General features: G+C 67.9%; 16 protein-coding genes. 9 read left to right on the top strand and 7 right to left on the bottom strand.

What is annotated here, in order from left to right; translation table 11 throughout:
* The first annotated feature begins 8 nt into the window (after positions 1-8).
* From hisD to ACFXOO_RS12120, 3 genes are read left to right on the top strand one after another with little or no spacing between them, the layout of a single operon-like run.
* Positions 9-1337, top strand: a complete 1329-nt coding sequence (hisD, locus tag ACFXOO_RS12130) for a histidinol dehydrogenase (protein WP_378852994.1) — start codon at positions 9-11, stop codon at positions 1335-1337.
* On the top strand, positions 1334-2092 hold the full coding sequence (locus ACFXOO_RS12125; protein ID WP_394563728.1) for an SDR family NAD(P)-dependent oxidoreductase: 759 nt from the start codon (positions 1334-1336) through the stop codon (positions 2090-2092). Before hisD ends, ACFXOO_RS12125 begins: the two co-directional genes overlap by 4 nt.
* A complete protein-coding gene (locus ACFXOO_RS12120; RefSeq protein WP_394563726.1) occupies positions 2092-2835 on the top strand; it encodes an HpcH/HpaI aldolase/citrate lyase family protein in 744 nt (247 codons plus the stop codon). The genes ACFXOO_RS12125 and ACFXOO_RS12120 overlap by 1 nt, the downstream gene beginning before the upstream one ends.
* Before the next feature lie 40 nt (positions 2836-2875).
* Here ACFXOO_RS12120 and ACFXOO_RS12115 read toward each other — a convergent pair whose 3' ends face one another.
* Positions 2876-4339, bottom strand: a complete 1464-nt coding sequence (locus tag ACFXOO_RS12115; RefSeq protein WP_394563725.1) for a YdiU family protein — start codon at positions 4337-4339, stop codon at positions 2876-2878.
* Positions 4340-4545: 206 nt separating this feature from the next.
* On the opposite strand from ACFXOO_RS12115, the gene ACFXOO_RS12110 reads away from it, so the two are divergent.
* Positions 4546-4950, top strand: coding sequence for a PPOX class F420-dependent oxidoreductase (locus ACFXOO_RS12110; protein WP_394563724.1), 405 nt, complete (start codon positions 4546-4548; stop codon positions 4948-4950).
* Positions 4951-5008: 58 nt separating this feature from the next.
* Here the strand turns inward: ACFXOO_RS12110 and ACFXOO_RS12105 are convergent, their stop codons facing one another.
* Positions 5009-5614 carry an HD domain-containing protein gene (locus ACFXOO_RS12105; protein WP_394563723.1) on the bottom strand — a complete coding sequence of 202 codons (606 nt, stop codon included), beginning with the start codon at positions 5612-5614 and terminating at the stop codon, positions 5009-5011.
* Positions 5615-5833: 219 nt separating this feature from the next.
* Here ACFXOO_RS12105 and ACFXOO_RS12100 point away from each other — a divergent pair, with 219 nt between their 5' ends.
* A complete protein-coding gene (locus tag ACFXOO_RS12100) occupies positions 5834-7300 on the top strand; it encodes a DUF222 domain-containing protein (RefSeq protein ID WP_394563722.1) in 1467 nt (488 codons plus the stop codon).
* Positions 7301-7323: 23 nt separating this feature from the next.
* On the opposite strand, the gene ACFXOO_RS12095 is transcribed toward ACFXOO_RS12100, so the two are convergent.
* The 5 genes from ACFXOO_RS12095 to ACFXOO_RS12075 form a co-directional block, all read right to left on the bottom strand.
* The gene (locus tag ACFXOO_RS12095; RefSeq protein ID WP_394563721.1) at positions 7324-7869 is read right to left on the bottom strand and encodes a hypothetical protein; all 546 of its coding nucleotides are present in this window, start codon (positions 7867-7869) and stop codon (positions 7324-7326) included.
* A gap of 56 nt (positions 7870-7925) precedes the next feature.
* Positions 7926-8603 (bottom strand): alpha/beta fold hydrolase, encoded by a 678-nt coding sequence (locus tag ACFXOO_RS12090; RefSeq protein WP_394563720.1) that lies wholly within the window; start codon positions 8601-8603, stop codon positions 7926-7928.
* 1 nt (position 8604) lies between these two features.
* A complete protein-coding gene (locus ACFXOO_RS12085) occupies positions 8605-9504 on the bottom strand; it encodes a carbohydrate ABC transporter permease (RefSeq protein ID WP_378843062.1) in 900 nt (299 codons plus the stop codon).
* A complete protein-coding gene (locus ACFXOO_RS12080) occupies positions 9501-10373 on the bottom strand; it encodes a carbohydrate ABC transporter permease (RefSeq protein ID WP_378843064.1) in 873 nt (290 codons plus the stop codon). Before ACFXOO_RS12080 ends, ACFXOO_RS12085 begins: the two co-directional genes overlap by 4 nt.
* A gap of 92 nt (positions 10374-10465) precedes the next feature.
* A complete protein-coding gene (locus ACFXOO_RS12075; protein ID WP_378843614.1) occupies positions 10466-11569 on the bottom strand; it encodes an extracellular solute-binding protein in 1104 nt (367 codons plus the stop codon).
* A 361-nt stretch (positions 11570-11930) separates the two neighbouring features.
* Here ACFXOO_RS12075 and ACFXOO_RS12070 point away from each other — a divergent pair, with 361 nt between their 5' ends.
* From ACFXOO_RS12070 to ACFXOO_RS12055, 4 genes are all read left to right on the top strand, one after another.
* On the top strand, positions 11931-12719 hold the full coding sequence (locus ACFXOO_RS12070) for an IclR family transcriptional regulator C-terminal domain-containing protein (protein WP_378843066.1): 789 nt from the start codon (positions 11931-11933) through the stop codon (positions 12717-12719).
* A gap of 211 nt (positions 12720-12930) precedes the next feature.
* Positions 12931-14175 carry an MFS transporter gene (locus ACFXOO_RS12065; RefSeq protein ID WP_394563719.1) on the top strand — a complete coding sequence of 415 codons (1245 nt, stop codon included), beginning with the start codon at positions 12931-12933 and terminating at the stop codon, positions 14173-14175.
* A 205-nt stretch (positions 14176-14380) separates the two neighbouring features.
* Positions 14381-15685 (top strand): DUF6379 domain-containing protein, encoded by a 1305-nt coding sequence (locus tag ACFXOO_RS12060; RefSeq protein WP_394563718.1) that lies wholly within the window; start codon positions 14381-14383, stop codon positions 15683-15685.
* A 51-nt stretch (positions 15686-15736) separates the two neighbouring features.
* Complete coding sequence (locus tag ACFXOO_RS12055; protein ID WP_394563717.1) at positions 15737-17212, top strand: DUF6379 domain-containing protein; 1476 nt, start codon at positions 15737-15739, stop codon at positions 17210-17212.

The raw sequence follows: 17212 nt of genomic DNA, 5'->3' as shown, positions 1-17212 counted from the left end.
AAGCACTGATGCCCCTGTACCTGAAGAGCGCGCCCACGAAGTCGTTCACGGACACGGCCCAGAGCGACGTCGCCGAGCGCGTGACGTCGATCATCGCCGATATCCGCTCGCACGGCGACGCCGCCGTGCGGAAGTACTCCGAGACCTTCGACCGCTGGTCGCCCGAGGCGTTCCGCCTCGACGACGCGCGGGTGGAGGAGATCATGGCGACGCTCGACCCGCAGGTGATCGAGGACATCGTCTTCGTGCAGCAGCAGGTGCGCACTTTCGCCCAGGCGCAGCGCGACACGCTGACCGACATCGAGGTCGAGACCCTGCCCGGTGTCTTCCTCGGTCAGAAGCACGTGCCCGTGCAATCGGCCGGAGCGTACATCCCCGGTGGCAAGTACCCCCTGACGGCATCAGCGCACATGACGATCATCACTGCGAAGGTCGCCGGCGTGCCCCGTGTCGTCGCGTGCACCCCGCCCATCCGCGGCGAGATCCCCGCGGCCACGGTCGCGGCGATGAAACTCGCCGGCGCCGACGAGATCTACGTTCTCGGCGGTGTCCAGGCGGTGGCGGCGATGGCCGTGGGGACCGAGACGATCGCTCCGGTCAATCTCATCGCCGGTCCGGGCAACGCGTACGTCGCCGAGGCGAAGCGCCAGCTGTTCGGCGAAGTGGGCATCGACCTGTTCGCCGGCCCCACCGAGATCCTCATCGTCGCCGACGAGCACGCCGACCCGTTCCTCACCGCGGTCGATCTGCTCTCGCAGGCCGAGCACGGTCCCGAATCGCCGGCGGTACTCATCACGACGTCGAAAGAGCTCGGAGAGCAGGTCATGGCGCAGATCGAGCAGCTGCTGCCCGGTATGTCGACGAAGGACTACGCCGAGCCGGCCTGGCGCGACTGGGGGCAGGTCATCGTCGTCGACGATCTCGACGAGGCGTACACCCTGGCCGATTCGTTCGCCTTCGAGCACGTCCAGATCTTCACCGAAGAACCTCGGGCTGCGCTCGAGAAGATGCACGACTACGGGGCCCTGTTCCTCGGCGAGAACACCTGCGTCTCGTACGGCGACAAGGTGATCGGCACCAACCACGTGCTGCCCACCCTGGGAGCAGCCCGCTACACGGGCGGCCTGTGGGTCGGCAAGTACCTGCGCACGGTCACCTACCAGCAGATCCTCGATCCCGCGTCCTCCGCGAAGCTCGGCGAAGTCTGCGGCCGCGCGGCGCGTGTGGAGTTGTTCGAGGGTCACGCCCGATCGGGTGACGCGCGCGCCTGGCGTCACGGCGGAGCATCCTTCCCCTGGATCGAGGAGAACCTCGCAGCGGGGGTCGGCACGCGATGACCGACCTCGCGGGACGCACGGCGCTCATCACGGGCGGGGGCAGCGGATTGGGCGCCGCCATCGCGCGGGCCCTGCACGGCGAGGGGGCGGACGTCGTGGTGGTCGGACGCGACACCGCGAAGCTCGACGCCGTGGTGGGCAGCCTCGGCGACCGGGCGCGCGCGGCGATCTGCGATGTGGCCGACCCCGCGGCCGTAGATCGCCTGGCCGAGGCGCTCGAGGGCGTGGACGTGTCGATCCTCATCAACAACGCAGGCGTTCCCGGGCCGGTGGCCGCGCTCACCGACATCTCGGTGGAGGACTGGGACGCGGTCTTCGACGTCAACGTGCGGGGCACGTTCCTGATGTGCCGGGCGTTCCTGCCGGGGATGGTGCAGCGCGGCACCGGCGACGTGATCAACGTCGCGTCGGTGTCGGGCAAGCGCCCCCTCGCGCACCGGATCCCCTACTGCGCGTCGAAGATGGCGGTGATCGGGCTGACCACGACGCTCGCCTACGAGGTCGGTCCGGCCGGCGTCACCGTCAACACGCTGTCACCGGGCCCCGTCGCCGGACCCCGTATGGAGCGCAACTTCCGCCTCGAGGCCGAGCGGTCCGGCAGCTCGGTACAGGATGCGGAGCAGGCGTTCGTCTCCCGGTCGGCGCTCGGGCGGATGATCACCGAGGAGGAGGTCGGACGAGCCGTGGTGGCGATGCTCGCGATGCCCGGTATGTGCGGTGCAGACGTCGACCTCTCCGCCGGGATGGTGGCCTGATGTCGCTCAGTCTGCGGGCCCGCGCCGAGGCGGGTGATCGCCTCCTCGGTGTGCTGCTGCGGATGCCGTCGGAAGAGCTCGTCGAGATGGCGGCCGTCGCCGGTTTCGACTACGTGCTGATCGACTGCGAGCACGGCCCCGCCGACGTCATCGCGTTGCGGCAGCACATCGCCGTCGCCGCGATCCACGACGTGCCGGTGATCGTGCGGGTCGGCGAGGATGACGCGGGGATGATCCTCCGCGTGCTCGACCAGGGCGCGCAGGGCATCCTGGTGCCGCACATCGACTCCGCCGCGGATGCCGCTGCAGCGGTGGCGGCCGCGCACTATCCGCCCGCGGGTCGCCGGGGCTTCGCGACATACAGTCGAGCGGGACGATTCGGCGAGACGGATGCCGCGACCCATCGCGACTGGTTCCTCGCGAACACCCTCGTGCTCGGGATGATCGAGTCGCCCGTCGGCGTCGCGGCCGCGACGGACATCGTCGCGACGAGCGGGCTCGACGGCATCATGATCGGACCGGCCGACCTCGCCGCGACATCCGGTCCCGGTGATCAGCCACTCGCCGCCGCCACCGCGCAGGTGAACGCGGCGATCGCCGCGGCCGGGGTGCTGCGGATGGACATCGTGGGCACCGCCGCCGCCGCGACGGCCGCCTTCGACGACGGCGCGCAGCTCGTCGTCTACAACCTCGCGGCATCGCTGATGGGGCACCTCCGCGGTCTGATCGAACCGCGCGGCTGATGCGTCGCCCTCCGTCAGGACGGCGTCGCCCGCGAGCGGTTCAGGTGCCGCAGAACGTCTGGTACGCGCCGAAGTCCGGCGGTGCGGGCGCCGCGTAGCGCTCCCGTCCTGGCCGCTCGCGGTAGGGCGACGCGACGACGTCGAGCAGCGTTTCGAACGGAGCGAGGTCGCCGGCGACGGCGGCGTCCAGCGCCTCCTCCACGAGGTGGTTGCGGGGGATGTAGACCGGGTTCACGTCGTCCATGGCAGAGGCATCAGGGCCGGACGACGCCCATCGCAGCATCCAGGCATCGAACGCGGTCGGGTCGGAGAACATCGCGCGTACGCTGTCGGCGTTTCCCCGCGCGGCCGCACCGAGCGCGCGGAAGAACGCGGTGTGGTCCACGCCGCCGGCCTGCAGCACGTCGAGCAGGTCGGCGAGGAGCGGCGGGACGGCGGCAGGATCCAGGTCCGGACGCAGACCGAGTTTTGCGAGCATCCCGGCGGACCAATGCGCGTTGTACCGCGTTCGGAAGGTCTCCAGCGATGCCTGGGCCAGGGTGATCGCGGCGTCGGGATCGTCATCGAGCGTGGGCAGCAGTGTTTCCGCGAAGCGGGCGAGATTCCACTCGGCGACGAGCGGCTGGTTGCCGAAGGCGTAGCGCCCGCCGCTGTCGATGGAGCTGTAGACGGATGCCGCGTCGAACGCGTCCATGAACGCGCAGGGCCCGTAGTCGATGGTCTCGCCCGAGATGGTCATGTTGTCGGTGTTCATCACGCCGTGGACAAAGCCGACGAGCATCCACCGGGCGACGAGCTCCGCCTGTGCTGCGATGACCGCGTTCAGCAGGGCGAGACCGGGGTTGTGCGCGCCGACGAGTTCGGGGTGGTGACGCTCGATCGCGTGCGCTGTCAGACGTCGGACGAGATCGACGTCGCCGGTCGCCGCGGCGTACTGGAAACTGCCCACACGCAGATGGCTGCCGGCCACGCGCGCGAGGACCGCCCCCGGCAGCATCGTCTCGCGCCGCACGGCCTGCCCGGTCGCGACGACCGCCAGAGCACGCGTGGTCGGCACGCCCAGCGCGTGCATGGCTTCGCTGATGAGGTACTCGCGGAGCATGGGCGCCACGGCGGCGAAGCCGTCGCCGCCGCGGGAGAACGGTGTCGGGCCCGATCCCTTGAGATGCAGGTCGCGGAGGTCGCCGCGGACGTCGACGATCTCGCCGAGCAGCAGGGCGCGCCCGTCGCCCAGTCGAGGCGAGTAGCCGCCGAACTGATGCCCGGCGTAGGCCTGTGCGACCGGGTACGCCCCGTCGGGCAGCAGATCGCCGACGAGCAGTCTCGCGCCGTCTGCGCTGCGCAGGAACGCCGAGTCGAGACCGAGCTCCGCCGCCAGCGGCTCGTTCAGGACCAGCACGTGCGCGGCGTCGAATGTGGTCGCCTGCCACGGGACGGCCATCTCGGGCAATTCGCGCGCGAAGCGGCTGTCGAGCGCCACCGTGGTATCTGATCGGACCGTCACACACTTAAAATTACCGCCGGGGTGCGGCGGCGGGGCCGTCAGGCATGACCCGACCGGTCTCCGGGCGGCCGCCGGGAACTGCCGCGCCCGAGGACCGGGATTCGGGCGAAGCGAGCGTGAGCCGTGCGAGGCGCTTCGATGCGACGGGCGATCAGGCGATCGCGTCGACGCGCCTCCATCCGCTGCGGCGGGGTTACGTTCGATTCATGCAGAGTGTCGACGAGTGGTCTGAGATCGCGAACAGCCAGTTCGTCTCGCTGGGCACGTACCGCAAGAACGGAGAATTGGTCGCCACGCCGGTCTGGATCGCGTTGGACGGCGAAGATCTTGTGGTGACCACCGAACGCGAGACGGGCAAGGTCAAGCGACTTCGCCGGAATCCGGCTGTCACCATGCGTCCCTGCAGCCGCATGGGACAGGTCCCCGCCGGTGCGATCACCGTCACCGCCACCGCACGATTGGACGACGATCTGACGGCAGGCAACGCGGCGCTTGCAACCAAATACGGCCTCCCCTTCAAGATCATCCTCGGGCTCGAGCGGTTCATCCGCCGCGTGCAGCGGAAGTCAGGCCAGAGAGTCATCGTCCGGATCGTCGATTCGACGAGCTGAGCCCGACACCACCGCCCGCCTGGCCGCGGGACGGTCCCTCATCGGGCGCACGTCTCATTCACCGAAGCTCTTCGAGCGGATTCTCTGCGAGCTTCCTCACGACGCCGCCGTCCACGAGACGTCGGGCGGCTGTTGTGGGCTTCCGCTCGGCCTGATCGATCACGCACGCGCCGAACTCGTGCGCGAGGGTTCCGCGGGGATATGCTTCGAGCACTTCGCGCAGGAACTCGTCCGGAAGCACATCCGACCTGAGGCCGGAGATGTCCAGGCCGGTGGCGATCTCCAGCAGATATCCTTCGACATCGAGTTCCGGGTCGACGCTCGGCCAATTGTGGCGCACGATCACCTCGAGCACCCGTCCGCGCCGGTCGGCGGACCATCCCGCGCCGGCGGTCAATGCGACACCCACGTGCCCTCCAGCGTGCTCGTACGAGATCGCGTGATTGTCGTACTCGGGCACGGTACCGATGTCGTGGAGGATCGCGGCCACGTACAGGAGCTCGTGATCGACGTCCGGACGTCCCTCGACCACGGCGAACGCCTCGGCCCACAACCACGAGCGGACCGCGTGCGCAGTGAGCGCCGTGGACTGGTACTCCGTCGCCAGGGCGAGCGCGCCACGGGCTGCCAGGCTGTCAGGTCGCGGAAAGTCGCTGATACGCACAGCCCATCGTGGCACAACGCAGCGCTCGAAGACCGGACCGAGTGCAGACTGTCAGGTCGCCGCAAGGCAGTGGCCAAGGGTTCCTGTCGAGTTGATTCCAGCGCCCCACACCACACTGCCGCGAGGTCATTTCCGAAGTTATCCACAGAGCTTGGAATCAGCACGTGATCTCGTAGTTTTCTTCGCTTCGATGTCGGTGGCCGCCGGCAGAATAGGGGTATGGAAGTACTCGCTGACACGCTGCGACAGGTCGAGCTGACGCTCGGTGCGGCGGTCGGTCGGGCGTATCGGTCGGGCGAGCTGCGGGGCCTGGGGGATGACGCAGTGCTGGCGCTTGTGCGGGGGGCGTCGGTGATCGCCCGGCAGGCTGAGGCGCTCCTGGTGGGCGTGGTTGCGGAGTTGGAGGAGCGGGGGGAGGTCGCGCCGTATCCGGAGCGGCCCACGACCCGGTTCGGGTGCCGGTCGGTGAAGGAGCTGGTCCAGCGCACCACGCTCGCCTCCGGTCGGACGGCAGGTGACATCGTGAAGGCAGCGCGAGCCCTGCAGCAGCCGGTGGCGGTGTCGACGGGTGAGGTTCTCCCGGCCGCGTATCCGGCGCTGCGTGAGGCGGCGGCGGATGGGGTCGTGGGGCTGGAGGCCCTGGCCGCGGTCGTCGGCGCGCTGACTGCGGCGCAGTGCGACCGGGGGGCACGGTTTGTCGCGGATGCGGAGCTCGCGGCATCGGCTCGCGGGGTCGGGGTGGACGGTGGCCCGCGTGCCGGTGCTGATGATCTGCGGTTGCAGGCGCAGGTGTGGGCGGCGTATCTGGACCAGGACGGTGCGGAGCCGCGCGAGTCCCGTGCACTGCGGAAGAGGGCGTTCACGATGGGTGTCTGCCCCGAGGGGATGGTGCCGTGCCGGGGGACCCTGCTGCCGGAGGTCGCGTCGCAGCTACAACGCTTGTTCGACAGCATCCTCAACCCCAAGACCGGCGGACCCGATGTCCCTGCGGGTCCCTGGTTCACCGACCGTGGAGACCCGGGTGCGGACACGATTTCCAAGGACGCGGCTCTGGAAGACCCGGCCTTCGGAGACGCGACTGATCCGCGTACGCGGGTGATGCGGCAGCATGACGCGCTCGCGATGGTCCTCACGGTCGCGGCGCGGTCGGGCGCGGTGCCGTCGATCGGGGGTGCGGCCCCGACCCTCGTCGTGTCCGTGACTGCCGAGGATCTCGTGTCGGGTCGGGGTCACGCTCACCTCGACGGGTGCGACGAACCGGTCTCCCTCGCTGTGGCCCGGCAGGTCGCGTGCACGGGCGGAGTGCAACGGGTGACATCCGATGCGGGCGGCCGGATCGTGGGGATCGGCATCATCGACCGGGTGTTCGACGCCCATCAGCGCCGGGCGATCACCCTCCGCGACGGGGGATGCCTCATCCCCGGCTGCCACGTCCCTCCCGCATGGTGCGAAATCCACCACGTCACCGAACACTCCCGGGGCGGACCCACCCACACCGACAACGGTGTCCTGCTCTGCTGGTGGCACCACCGCACCCTCGATTCGAACGGGTGGAAAGTGCGCATGCGGGGCGGCATCCCCGAAATACGCGGCCCATCCGCATGGGACCCCGGAAGACAGTGGAGACCCGTCACCACATCACCCACCCGCCTGAGCCGGGCACTACGCGCCCGAAGCCCCGGCTGAGGATCGGCTGACGGACGCGGCAGTCAGGTGATCGTCATCACGGACTGTTCGTTTGTCTCCGTGTCGCACGTCGTGATGCGCCACGCCGGTGCTCCACCGTTCATGACGCGAACCATCTCGATGATGAGGGGGCTCGGCCACACCTCTCCGGAGAGTTGCGCCGCCTCGTAAGCACCGGCCCCACTCGTCTGTCGCTCCGCTTCCGTCAGCTCCACCTCGTGGCTGGCCAGGGGTTCCAGCGTCCGGACGTCGACGATCGATTCCTTCCCATGGCTCGGGTCTTCCGCTTGTTCGCCGAAAGCGTCCCGCGCGTTGTCGACGCTTCGGATCCTCCAGATCCATGAGGAGTCGATGTATTCCAGACGGAGGCCGACGACACTGCCACCCAGGACAGGAGATTCTCCCGGAAGAGATTCGAGAAAGTCCGTAGGCCAGGAGAGTTCCGCCGGCATGCACGTGCCGGGGTAGTCCTGCCCTACCGCGTCGGGCGCATCAGGAACCGTGGCACACCCCGTGAGCGTCACAGCTGCCGCGACGACGAGCAGACCGGCCGACGCACGCCGCCTCATCTGCAACCCCCTCGCCCACACTCGACACAGGAGCTTATCCCCGTCCTGATCTCCCGTCAGCGGGGACGCCAGGACCGGACGAGCGCACCGAACGCGTCCGGGCGTTCGAGAGGGAGAAGGTGCCCGCCTTCGAGCGTGACCATCCTCGCCCCGGGCACGGCGGCGGCGATCTCGGTGTGGAAGGAGGGAGGGCAGATCGCGTCGTCCGCGCCCGATACGACCAGCGTCGGCGCGGCGACGCGCGCGAGGCCGGGTCGGAGGTCGACCCGGGTGGTCTGCATCTGCAGCTGTGCGCGCAGCGCTGAGGCGCCGGTTTCGTCGCCCATCCTCAGCGTGCGCTCCACGAGGTCCGGCCGGGAGGCCGCGACGGCGGGCGTCAGGAGCGAGCCGATGATCTGCTTCTGGAGGTCGCGCGGTGCGGCGCCGCCGTCGAGCTGATCGAGCCACCCGTGCCACGATTCCTGCTGCAGGGCGGTGGGCGCCTTCGCATTCGTCGAGACGACGCAGAGGCCCGAGACCCGCTCCGGCGCCCGGGCGATGATGGCCATGGCGACGATGGCGCCGAGGGAAAGGCCACCGAGGACGAAGGTCGGCGGCAGCTCGGACAGCAGAAGGTCGACCTGCGCGTCGACGGATCTTGCGGTGAGCTGCGGGGTGATCGCATCGTCCACCCCGCAGCCCGCCCAGAGATCCGCCGTGCAGTTCATCCCGGCGAGGAGGACGAGCGGCTGCACCTCAGCCCTTCACGGCTCCGTCGCTGAGTCCCGCCACCAAGTACTTCTGCGCGATGAACGCGATCACCACCACGGGGATCGTCAGCAGCATCGATGCGGCGCCCGCCTGCTGCAGCATAGGCAGAGTCTGGCCCAGCTGGGTGGCGATGAACACCGGCACGGTTTTGGACGAGGTGTCCGTCAGCACCAGGGCGGTCAGGTACTCCTGGAAGGCGAAGAGGAAGACGAAGATTCCCGCGGTCAGGATGCCCGGCCCCATCAAGGGGATCATGACCCGGCGCAGCATCCCGATGCGGGTGCAGCCGTCGATCATCGCTGCTTCGTCGAGCTCCCGTGGGATCTCGGCGAAGAAATTGCGCAGCAGCCAGATCGTGAACGGCTGATTGATTGCGACGAGCGCGATCGCGAGGGCGAAAGTGGTGTCGTAGATCCCCAGAGCGCGACTGATGTCGTACATGGGCAGCACGACCGCGAATCGGGGGAGGGCGCGGAAGACGAGTGCGAGGACGAGCAGGAGTGCGGAGATATAGCTCGGGAAGCGGGACAGTGCATACGCCGCGGGGATCCCGATGATGAGCGCGAGGATCGTCGAGATCACCGCGACAGCAAGCGTGTTGACGACGTAATCCGAGAAGTAGGTGGTCTGCCACAGATCGACGAACGCCTGGAACGTCGGCTCATAGCCCCAGAGCACCGGGGGGTTGGCGAACGCGACATCCGTCGGCTTCGTGACGGACAGCGTCATCCAGATGAACGGGCTGAGCATCAGCAGGCACAGGAGCGTCAGCAGGATCCCGATGACGAGAGGCGCGCGGCGCCGGCTGCGCGTGCGGGGGTTCTTCCCCTCGATGTCACCCGTGGTGATGGCGCGGGTGGAGAGCTCGCCGCTGGTGAGGGTCATCGCAAGGCCTTCGCTTCCTTGAAGATCCCTCGGATGAAGGGAATGAGCATGATGAGGATGAGGATGATCGTGAGGACGTTGATGGCGCTGCCGAGCCCCAGCTCCTGGGCCCCGTTGGCGAAGGCGACCGAGTAGACGTACAGCATGATCGACTCGTTGCCGATGGACTCGGCCTGCGGTGACAACGGGATGAGGGCGTCGAAGATCCGGAGCACGTCCATGATCGAGATCAGGGTGACGAACCCGAGGACGCCCCGGATGGTCGGAATGATCACGCTGATGTGGGTCTGCCAAGCGTTCGCGCCATCGATGCGGGACGCTTCCCTCAACTCGACGGGCACGCCTTGCAGGCCGGCGAGGATGATCAGCATCGCGAACGGCAGCATCTGCCAGACGGTGTTGGCGATCACGAGGATCGCGTTGGGCACCTGGTCGGTGAACCACAAGACCTGGGTTCCTCCCAGGAGGCCGATCAGGCGGTTGACGACGCCGCCGAAGTTGTCGTCGAAGAGCCAGGAGAACGCCACTGCGCCGACCAGGCTCGGCAGCACGTAGGAAATGAGCATGATGCCCAGGACCAAGGGTCGCGACAAGCGCAACGTGTTGACGGCGGTGGCGATCAGATAGCCGAAGACGATCAGGATCGCGGTCGTGACCACCGTCACGATGACCGTGAACATGACGGCTCTGTGGAACCGGGGGTCGCTCAGAGCATCGGCGAAGTTCGCCAACCCGACGAAGGTGCCGGGGCTTCCGTAGCGGACGTTCTCAAAGCTCCACTGCACGGTCCTCGCCAGCGGGAGGACGAGCAGTGCGCTCATGACGAGCAGACTCGGTGCGAAAAGCAACCAGAATTCGCGTGCCTTCATCGTGGCGACTCCCTCTGATCGACTGTGGCCTGCACCACCGGGGCACAGGCCACAGTCGATCGGTTCACGGTGTGATGGGGTTGTGGCGGGCGTCAGCCCGCGATCTTCTCCGCGGCCGCCTGCATCTGAGCGAGACCGTCGTCGATCGAGACGTTGCCCGCGAGCACCTGCGCGAGGATCGGCGTGATCTCGTTGCTCACGGGGGCGAGTACCGGAGAGACGACGGGCGGCATGGCGCCGGCGATCGAGTCGTTCGCCGCCTGTCCGTAGGGCGAGTTCTCCGCCGTCATCATTCCCTCGCGGGCCGGGTACGCCGCCGGCACGGATGCCTTCGAGGCGTCCTCGCTGACAGCCGATGCCATCATCACGAAGAGCATGTCCGGGTCGAGCTTGGTGTTGAACGGAATGGACCAACCGTCGATCGAGAGCCGGTCGTAGAGGTACTCGGCATCGGCGGAGGCCTTCGGAGGTGCGGCGAACCCGAACGAATCCGAGAGCTTGCTGTTGGCTGCGTCGGTGAGGTCGCTCATCCGGCCGGAGAACATGATCGACATCGCGGCAGTGTTGTTGTACATCTGCTGCTGCACCTTGGGCTGATCGAACGTCGTGACCTGCGGGTCCATATACGGCTGGAGCTTCTGCATGGCCTCGAGAGCCTTCTTACCCTCCGGGGTGTCGATCGTGACCGTTCCGTCGTCGGTCGTGAAGTCCGCGCCGAACGAGTTCATGACCGCCTGGAAGCTCGTCGTGACGTCCGACGTCGCGAGCCACGGGAGCGCGATCGGGTAGTCCATCTTGCCGGCCGCTTTGATGGCCTCGGCGGCGGTGATCATGTCGTCGAACGTCTTCGGCACCTCGAGGCCCAGCTCGTCGAAGATGTCGGTGCGGTAGGCCATGACGAACATCTGCGCCTGCATCGGCAGCGCGTAGAGCTTGCCGTCGTACGACATGCCCTGGCGCATCGATTCGCTGATCGCGTTCAGGTCGTAGTCGTCGGCGTACTTCGCGAACAGGTCGTCCAGCGGCATGAGCTTCTCGTCGCTGGCCAGGCTCGGGATGATGTAGCCGTACGTCTCGACGATGTCGTAGCTGCCCGAATCGCCTGCGAGGGTCGCGGTGGTCTTGGTGACCTGGCCGCCGAAGTCGATCGGGTCGTGCTTGACGGTGACATCATCCTTCGTGCAGCTCTTCACCATCGTGTCGGTGAAGGGGTCGATCGCGGAGGAGTTGTAGGCGAGCACGTTCACTGTGGTCGCGGAGTCGGGGGCGGTGTAATCGCAGGTGACGTCGGTGGCATTCGCGTTGCCGGTGCGGCTTCCTGCGCCGCAACCGGAGAGAGCGAGTACACCGACGACAACGGCAGCCGCAAGGGCAAAGGCACGCTTCTTGGTGGTTGACATGGTCAGAGAGTATACGTATGCATGTCACTTAGGAAAGCCTAAGAAACCGACCAATATTGTTACACACGCGCAACATGAATACGTATACTGTGGAGTGCTGGCCCGATTGTATTCGCGCTGCGGTTATGCTCTCTCGATTCTCCCGCAGGTCGGGGCGATGCGCCAGGATGAGGGAGTGAGCACCCCCGACGCCGGCGAGTTCGTGCAGTCCTTCGCCCGCGGCCTCGCGGTGATCCGCTGCTTCGATGCCCAGCACCCGGAACTCACCCTCAGCGAGGTCGCCCGTCGGGCCGACATGACGCGCGCCGCCGCCCGCCGGTTCCTCCTCACGCTGGAGCACCTGGGCTACGTGCGCTCCGACGGCAGATCGTTCCGCCTCACGCCGCGCGTGCTCGAACTCGGCTTCTCCTACCTCTCCGCGCTCTCGCTCCCCGAGATCGCGCAGCCGCACCTGGAACGCCTCTCCCACGAGATCGGCGAGTCGGTGTCGGCGGCCATCCTCGACGGGCCCGATATCGTCTACGTGGCCCGCGTCCCCACGCGCCGCATCATGAGCGTGCGCATCACGATCGGCACGCGGTTCCCGGCCTACGCGACCAGCATGGGCCGCGTGCTGCTGGCGGGGATGACGGATGCCGCGGCGCAGGCCGTGCTCGCAGCATCCGCCCCCGCATCCTTGACCGAGCGCACCCTGACCGACCTCGACGACCTCGCCGCCGAACTCGCTCGGGTGCGCGCGCAGGGCTGGGCGCTCGTGGACGGGGAGCTCGAGCCGGGGCTGCGTTCCGTGGCCGCGCCCGTCCATGGCCGCGACGGCGGGGTCATCGCCGCGGTGAATGTGTCGACGAGCGCCACGCGCGACTCCGCCGAGCATGTGGAGAAGGCGTACCTCCCCGCGCTGCTGAGCATCGCCGACGCCATCGACCGCGAGCTGCGCCTGCTGTGATGCGGCGGGGCGGCCGCCGGTCACTCTCGCGCGAGGGACGGTGTCCGCGCATAGATGCGCTCGATGGGCGGCATCACCGATCGCCGCTGTACTGATGCGCGCGAGGGGTCTCTACTGGAAGTGTCCCGTCGACGACGGGGTCGTGCGCGCTTCCCGAGGAACGCGACACGCTCAGGCGATCTCGAGGGCGACGATGCCCTGAGGAGGTTCGATGACGAACGTCACCACTCACCACGACCAGACATCCATGCGCAGAGCCGGCGCATGGCAGGCGGCGCTGCTGCTCGCGGGCAGCTGTCTGCCTGTGCTCGGTTCCGTCCTGATCACCCCGGTCCTCCCTCAGCTCTCCGAGCATTTCGCCGACGTGGCGGGCTCCGAGGTGCTGGTGCCGATGATCGTGGCGATACCGGCCCTGATGATCGCGATCTTCGCGCCTTTCGCGGGACAGATCGTCGACCGCCTGGGACGCAAGCGGCTGCTCATCATCGCCATGTTCGCGTACGCCGTCGTCGGCACGGCCCCCGCATGGCTCGAGGGACTGACCGAGATCCTGGTCAGCCGGGTGCTCGTCGGCATCTGCGAAGCCGCCATCATGACGGTCTGCACGACGCTGATCATCGACTACTTCCACGAAGAGCACCGGCGGAACAAGTACCTCGGTCTGCAGACCGTGGCCACGACCCTCGCCGCCACGGTGTTCATCATCCTGGGCGGCGCACTCGGGGTCGGGGGCTGGCACGTGCCGTTCTGGGTCTACGCCGTCAGCATCGTCGTCGCAGTGCCGATGATCTTCTCGCTGTGGGAGCCCTCGGCCGCCGAGTCCGGCGGTCGACGGGATGCTTCGGCGGCGAAGGTGCCCATCCCGTGGCGGCGCATCGGGGTGCGACTGCTGGTCAGCCTGTTCGGCGGCTTCACGTTCTACGTGATCATCATCGAGGCGAGCTATCTCGTGGTGGGCACCGGCATCGCCGCCACCGACACGGCCACCATCGGACTCGTCGCCGCGGTCGCCTCCCTGGCCACCGCGATCGCCGGCTTCACCTTCGCCCGGCTCGCCAAGGGCCGCGCGGGCCGTCTGCTGCCGATCGCCTTCGGGCTGCAGGCCGTCGGGATGCTGGTCATCTGGGTGGTTCCGGGTCTCCCCGGCGTCATCGCGGGCGCGGTCATCGCCTCGTTCGGCTCGGGCCTGCTGCTGCCCTCGCTGGTCACGTGGGTCGTCGCGTCCACGCAGTTCGAGGAGCGCGGACGCGTCACCGGCTGGTGGACGGCCGCGTTCTTCCTCGGGCAGTTCCTCACGCCGATCCTGATGGGGATCATCGGAGCGGCAGCCGGAGGGCTGGCGACCGCTGTCGGCATCGTGGGTATCGCCTCCGCGGTGGTCGCCGTGCTGGTCGGCGTCGCGCTGCGACGGTCGGCTGCTCGTGAGAGCGCGTCGCCGGCGGCGTACTCGCGCTGAATCACGACGACGATGGCCGGGGCCCGATCGGGCCCCGGCCATCGTCGTGTCACCGCACCCGTACGGGTCCGTCGCACTTATGCGCAGATCAGTCTTACTTATGAATAAACAAGACCTAAGGCTGATAGCCTGAAGATGGCCACCGCCGCTGCACACGACGCTCGTGCACATGGGCGGCGGGGGCCCTGACAGAGGGTGAGCAACGATGCTTCTCGAGAGAGATCTGATCCAGGCCGTGGGTTTTCGCAACGTGGGAGACGGCGATGACGTCACCGGCTTCCAGCTGCGCGTGCGCATGCCGTCGTATCGGGGGATGGCGGCATCCCTCATCGACGGGATCGCCGTGCGTGTCGACGACCTCGTCGATGTCGGGCACGACGTTCCGCTCTGGACGTTCTCGGGCCGCACCTACACGCTGGCGCAGCTGTGGGACAGCGACGGCGTGCGCTGGCAGCTCGAGGATGCCGCGGTCATCACGGTGCCCTACCCCGGCGGACTGCCGGAAGGCGTGCACGAGGTCTCGATCGAGCTGCGGCTGCGCATGTCGTATGTGCCGGTCGAGCACCAGCCCTCGACCTACTCCGAGACCCGGCACATCACCCTCTCTTCCGGAGTGGACGGCGGCCCCTTCCAGTACGGCGTCTCGCTCTACAGCTTCATGACCGACTACGGCACGGTGCTCGATCTCGAGACCGCGCTGGCGGCCGTCGCCGACGTCGGAGCGACGGGCGTCGAGATCCTCGGCGAAGGTCACGTCGAGAACTACCCTTCGCCTTCGACCGCCTGGATCGACCGGTGGTTCGCTCTTCTGGAGAAGTACTCGCTCGAGCCGACCAACTACGGATCGTGGATCGACACGCGCCTGCACTCCAGCGGGGTGAACGCCCGCGATCTGACCGCCCTCGAAGGAGCGGCGATGCTGCAGCGCGACCTCCGGCTGGCAGCGACGCTCGGCTTCCGCTTCGTGCGCCCGAAGATCGGGGTGGTCACGAGCGACCTCGTGCCGCACCCCACGTGGACCGAGGCCGTCGAACGCAGTCTCGACCTCGCCGCCGACCTCGATGTCATCATCTGCCCCGAGATTCACTCGCCGACGCCGATCAAGCACGAGGTCGTCGACGACTACATCGGGCTCATCCAGCGCACGGGCACGAAGCACTTCGGCCTGCTGCTGGACACCGGCATCTTCCAGGACCGCCCCATCCCGCTGCGACCGGGTGAGCTGCCCGGTCGTCGGCCCGCGTTCCTCGACGGCATCGGCGTCGACCCGGCCGACATCGCCGGCATCGCGGAATACGTCGTCTTCATCCAGGCGAAGTTCCATGACATCGACGAGAACCTCGAAGACCAGCAGATCCCCTGGGTTCCCGTGCTGCGCGCACTTAAGGACTCCGGATACACCGGGTACCTCTCCAGCGAGTACGAGGGTGAACGCACACCCTGGCGCTCGATCGAGCAGGTGCGCCGCCAGCACTCCCTCATGAGACGGGTCGTCGGCGAGCTCGCCTGAGCCGCCGCATCCGCCCCCCATCGACGCACACGTCACCGAGAAGGACACGAAATGCCCAACGGCCTGATTCACCGAGACAGTCTCCGCAGCCACCCGGACGGACTTGCGCTCGTCCTCACGATCCCGTGGTACCGCAGCCTCTGGCTCTCGTCGGTGACCTCGCTCGAGCTCACGATCGACGGACACGCGGTCGACCAGGCCGATCTGCGGTTCGAGCTCGACGGCACCGCCTATGCGCTCGATGCGCTGCCCGAGCAGAGCGAGACGCTGTGGTTCCTGCAGCAGCACCCCTCACTGATCATCCGACGTGACGAGCCCGGGCCGCTGGGCGAGACCCATGACGTCCTACTGGTGGGGCAGCTCCGTCTGCCCTACATGCAGATCGCGCCCGGCGCCGACGGAGGACCGGGCATGTACGTGCCCAACTTCGTGCGCGACGCTCAGACACTGACGGTGACGGATCGGGATGCCGCGGCCCCCGCCCTCGTCTCGGATGTGCCTCCGCCCCCCGTCGCGACGGACGCCGATCCCTTCCAGCTCGGTCTCACCCTCTATTCGGCCAGCGCGGAGTTCCGCGCCGGATGGTTCGACTTCGACGGACTGCTCGATCGGGTCGCCGAGCTCGGAATCGGCCCGGGAATCGAGATCGTCGCCTCCCAGATGGTGCCGACCTACCCCGTCGTCTCGGACGAATTCGCACGCACGTGGCGCGACGCGTTCGACACGCACGGCTTCGACGCGAGCTCGTTCGGCGCCAACCTCGACATGGGTCGGCGCCGCGATCGCGACATGACGCCCGACGAGGAGTTCGAGTTCAGCGAGCTGATGTTCCGGGGTGCGAAGAAGCTCGGCTTCCCGCTCGTGCGCATCCAGTCGGCCAAGCCCGAGCTGCTGCGCCGTCTGCTGCCGATCGCCGAAGACCTCGAGCTGAAGCTCGCCTACGAGATCCATGCGCCGATGGGCCCCAACGCCGAGCCCATCCTCATGGTGCGCGACACCTACGCCGAGCTGGACTCGCCGCTCCTGGGCTTCGTCGCGGACTTCTCCTCGACGATGCACGCCATGTCGCCGACGCTGCTGCGCGCGGTGTCGCGGGCGGGCCTCGACACCGAGTCCGTCGAGCGTCTGCAGGCGATCTGGGCCACCGACGCGACGATGCAGGAGCGACAGCAGGAGTTCATCGGCTACCTGAAGGGCCGGGACTTCGATCCTGGTCGGCTCGGCTCGTTCGCGCACCTCGCCTTCAACATGCACGGGCATGTCGCCCCGCAGGAGTGGGCCGACATCATGCCGCAAATCCTGCACGTGCATGCGAAGTTCTACGACATCGACGAGAACGGCCAGGAGCCGGCCATCGACTACCCCGAGCTCGTGCGCGTCTTCGTCGAGGGCGGCTACCGGGGCTACTGGTCGAGCGAATGGGAGGGTCACGCCTTCGCCGAGCTCGGCGAGGTCGACCCGCTGCTGCTCGTGCGCAAGCAGCACGACCTCATCCGTCGCAGCATGCGGGCGCTGCAGCCCGCCTGA

This window comes from Microbacterium sp. P03 (assembly GCF_043556235.1).
Lineage (GTDB): Bacteria > Actinomycetota > Actinomycetes > Actinomycetales > Microbacteriaceae > Microbacterium.
The sequence above is the reverse complement of the archived record's forward strand: the minus strand, read 5'-3'. Positions and strand labels throughout refer to the sequence as shown.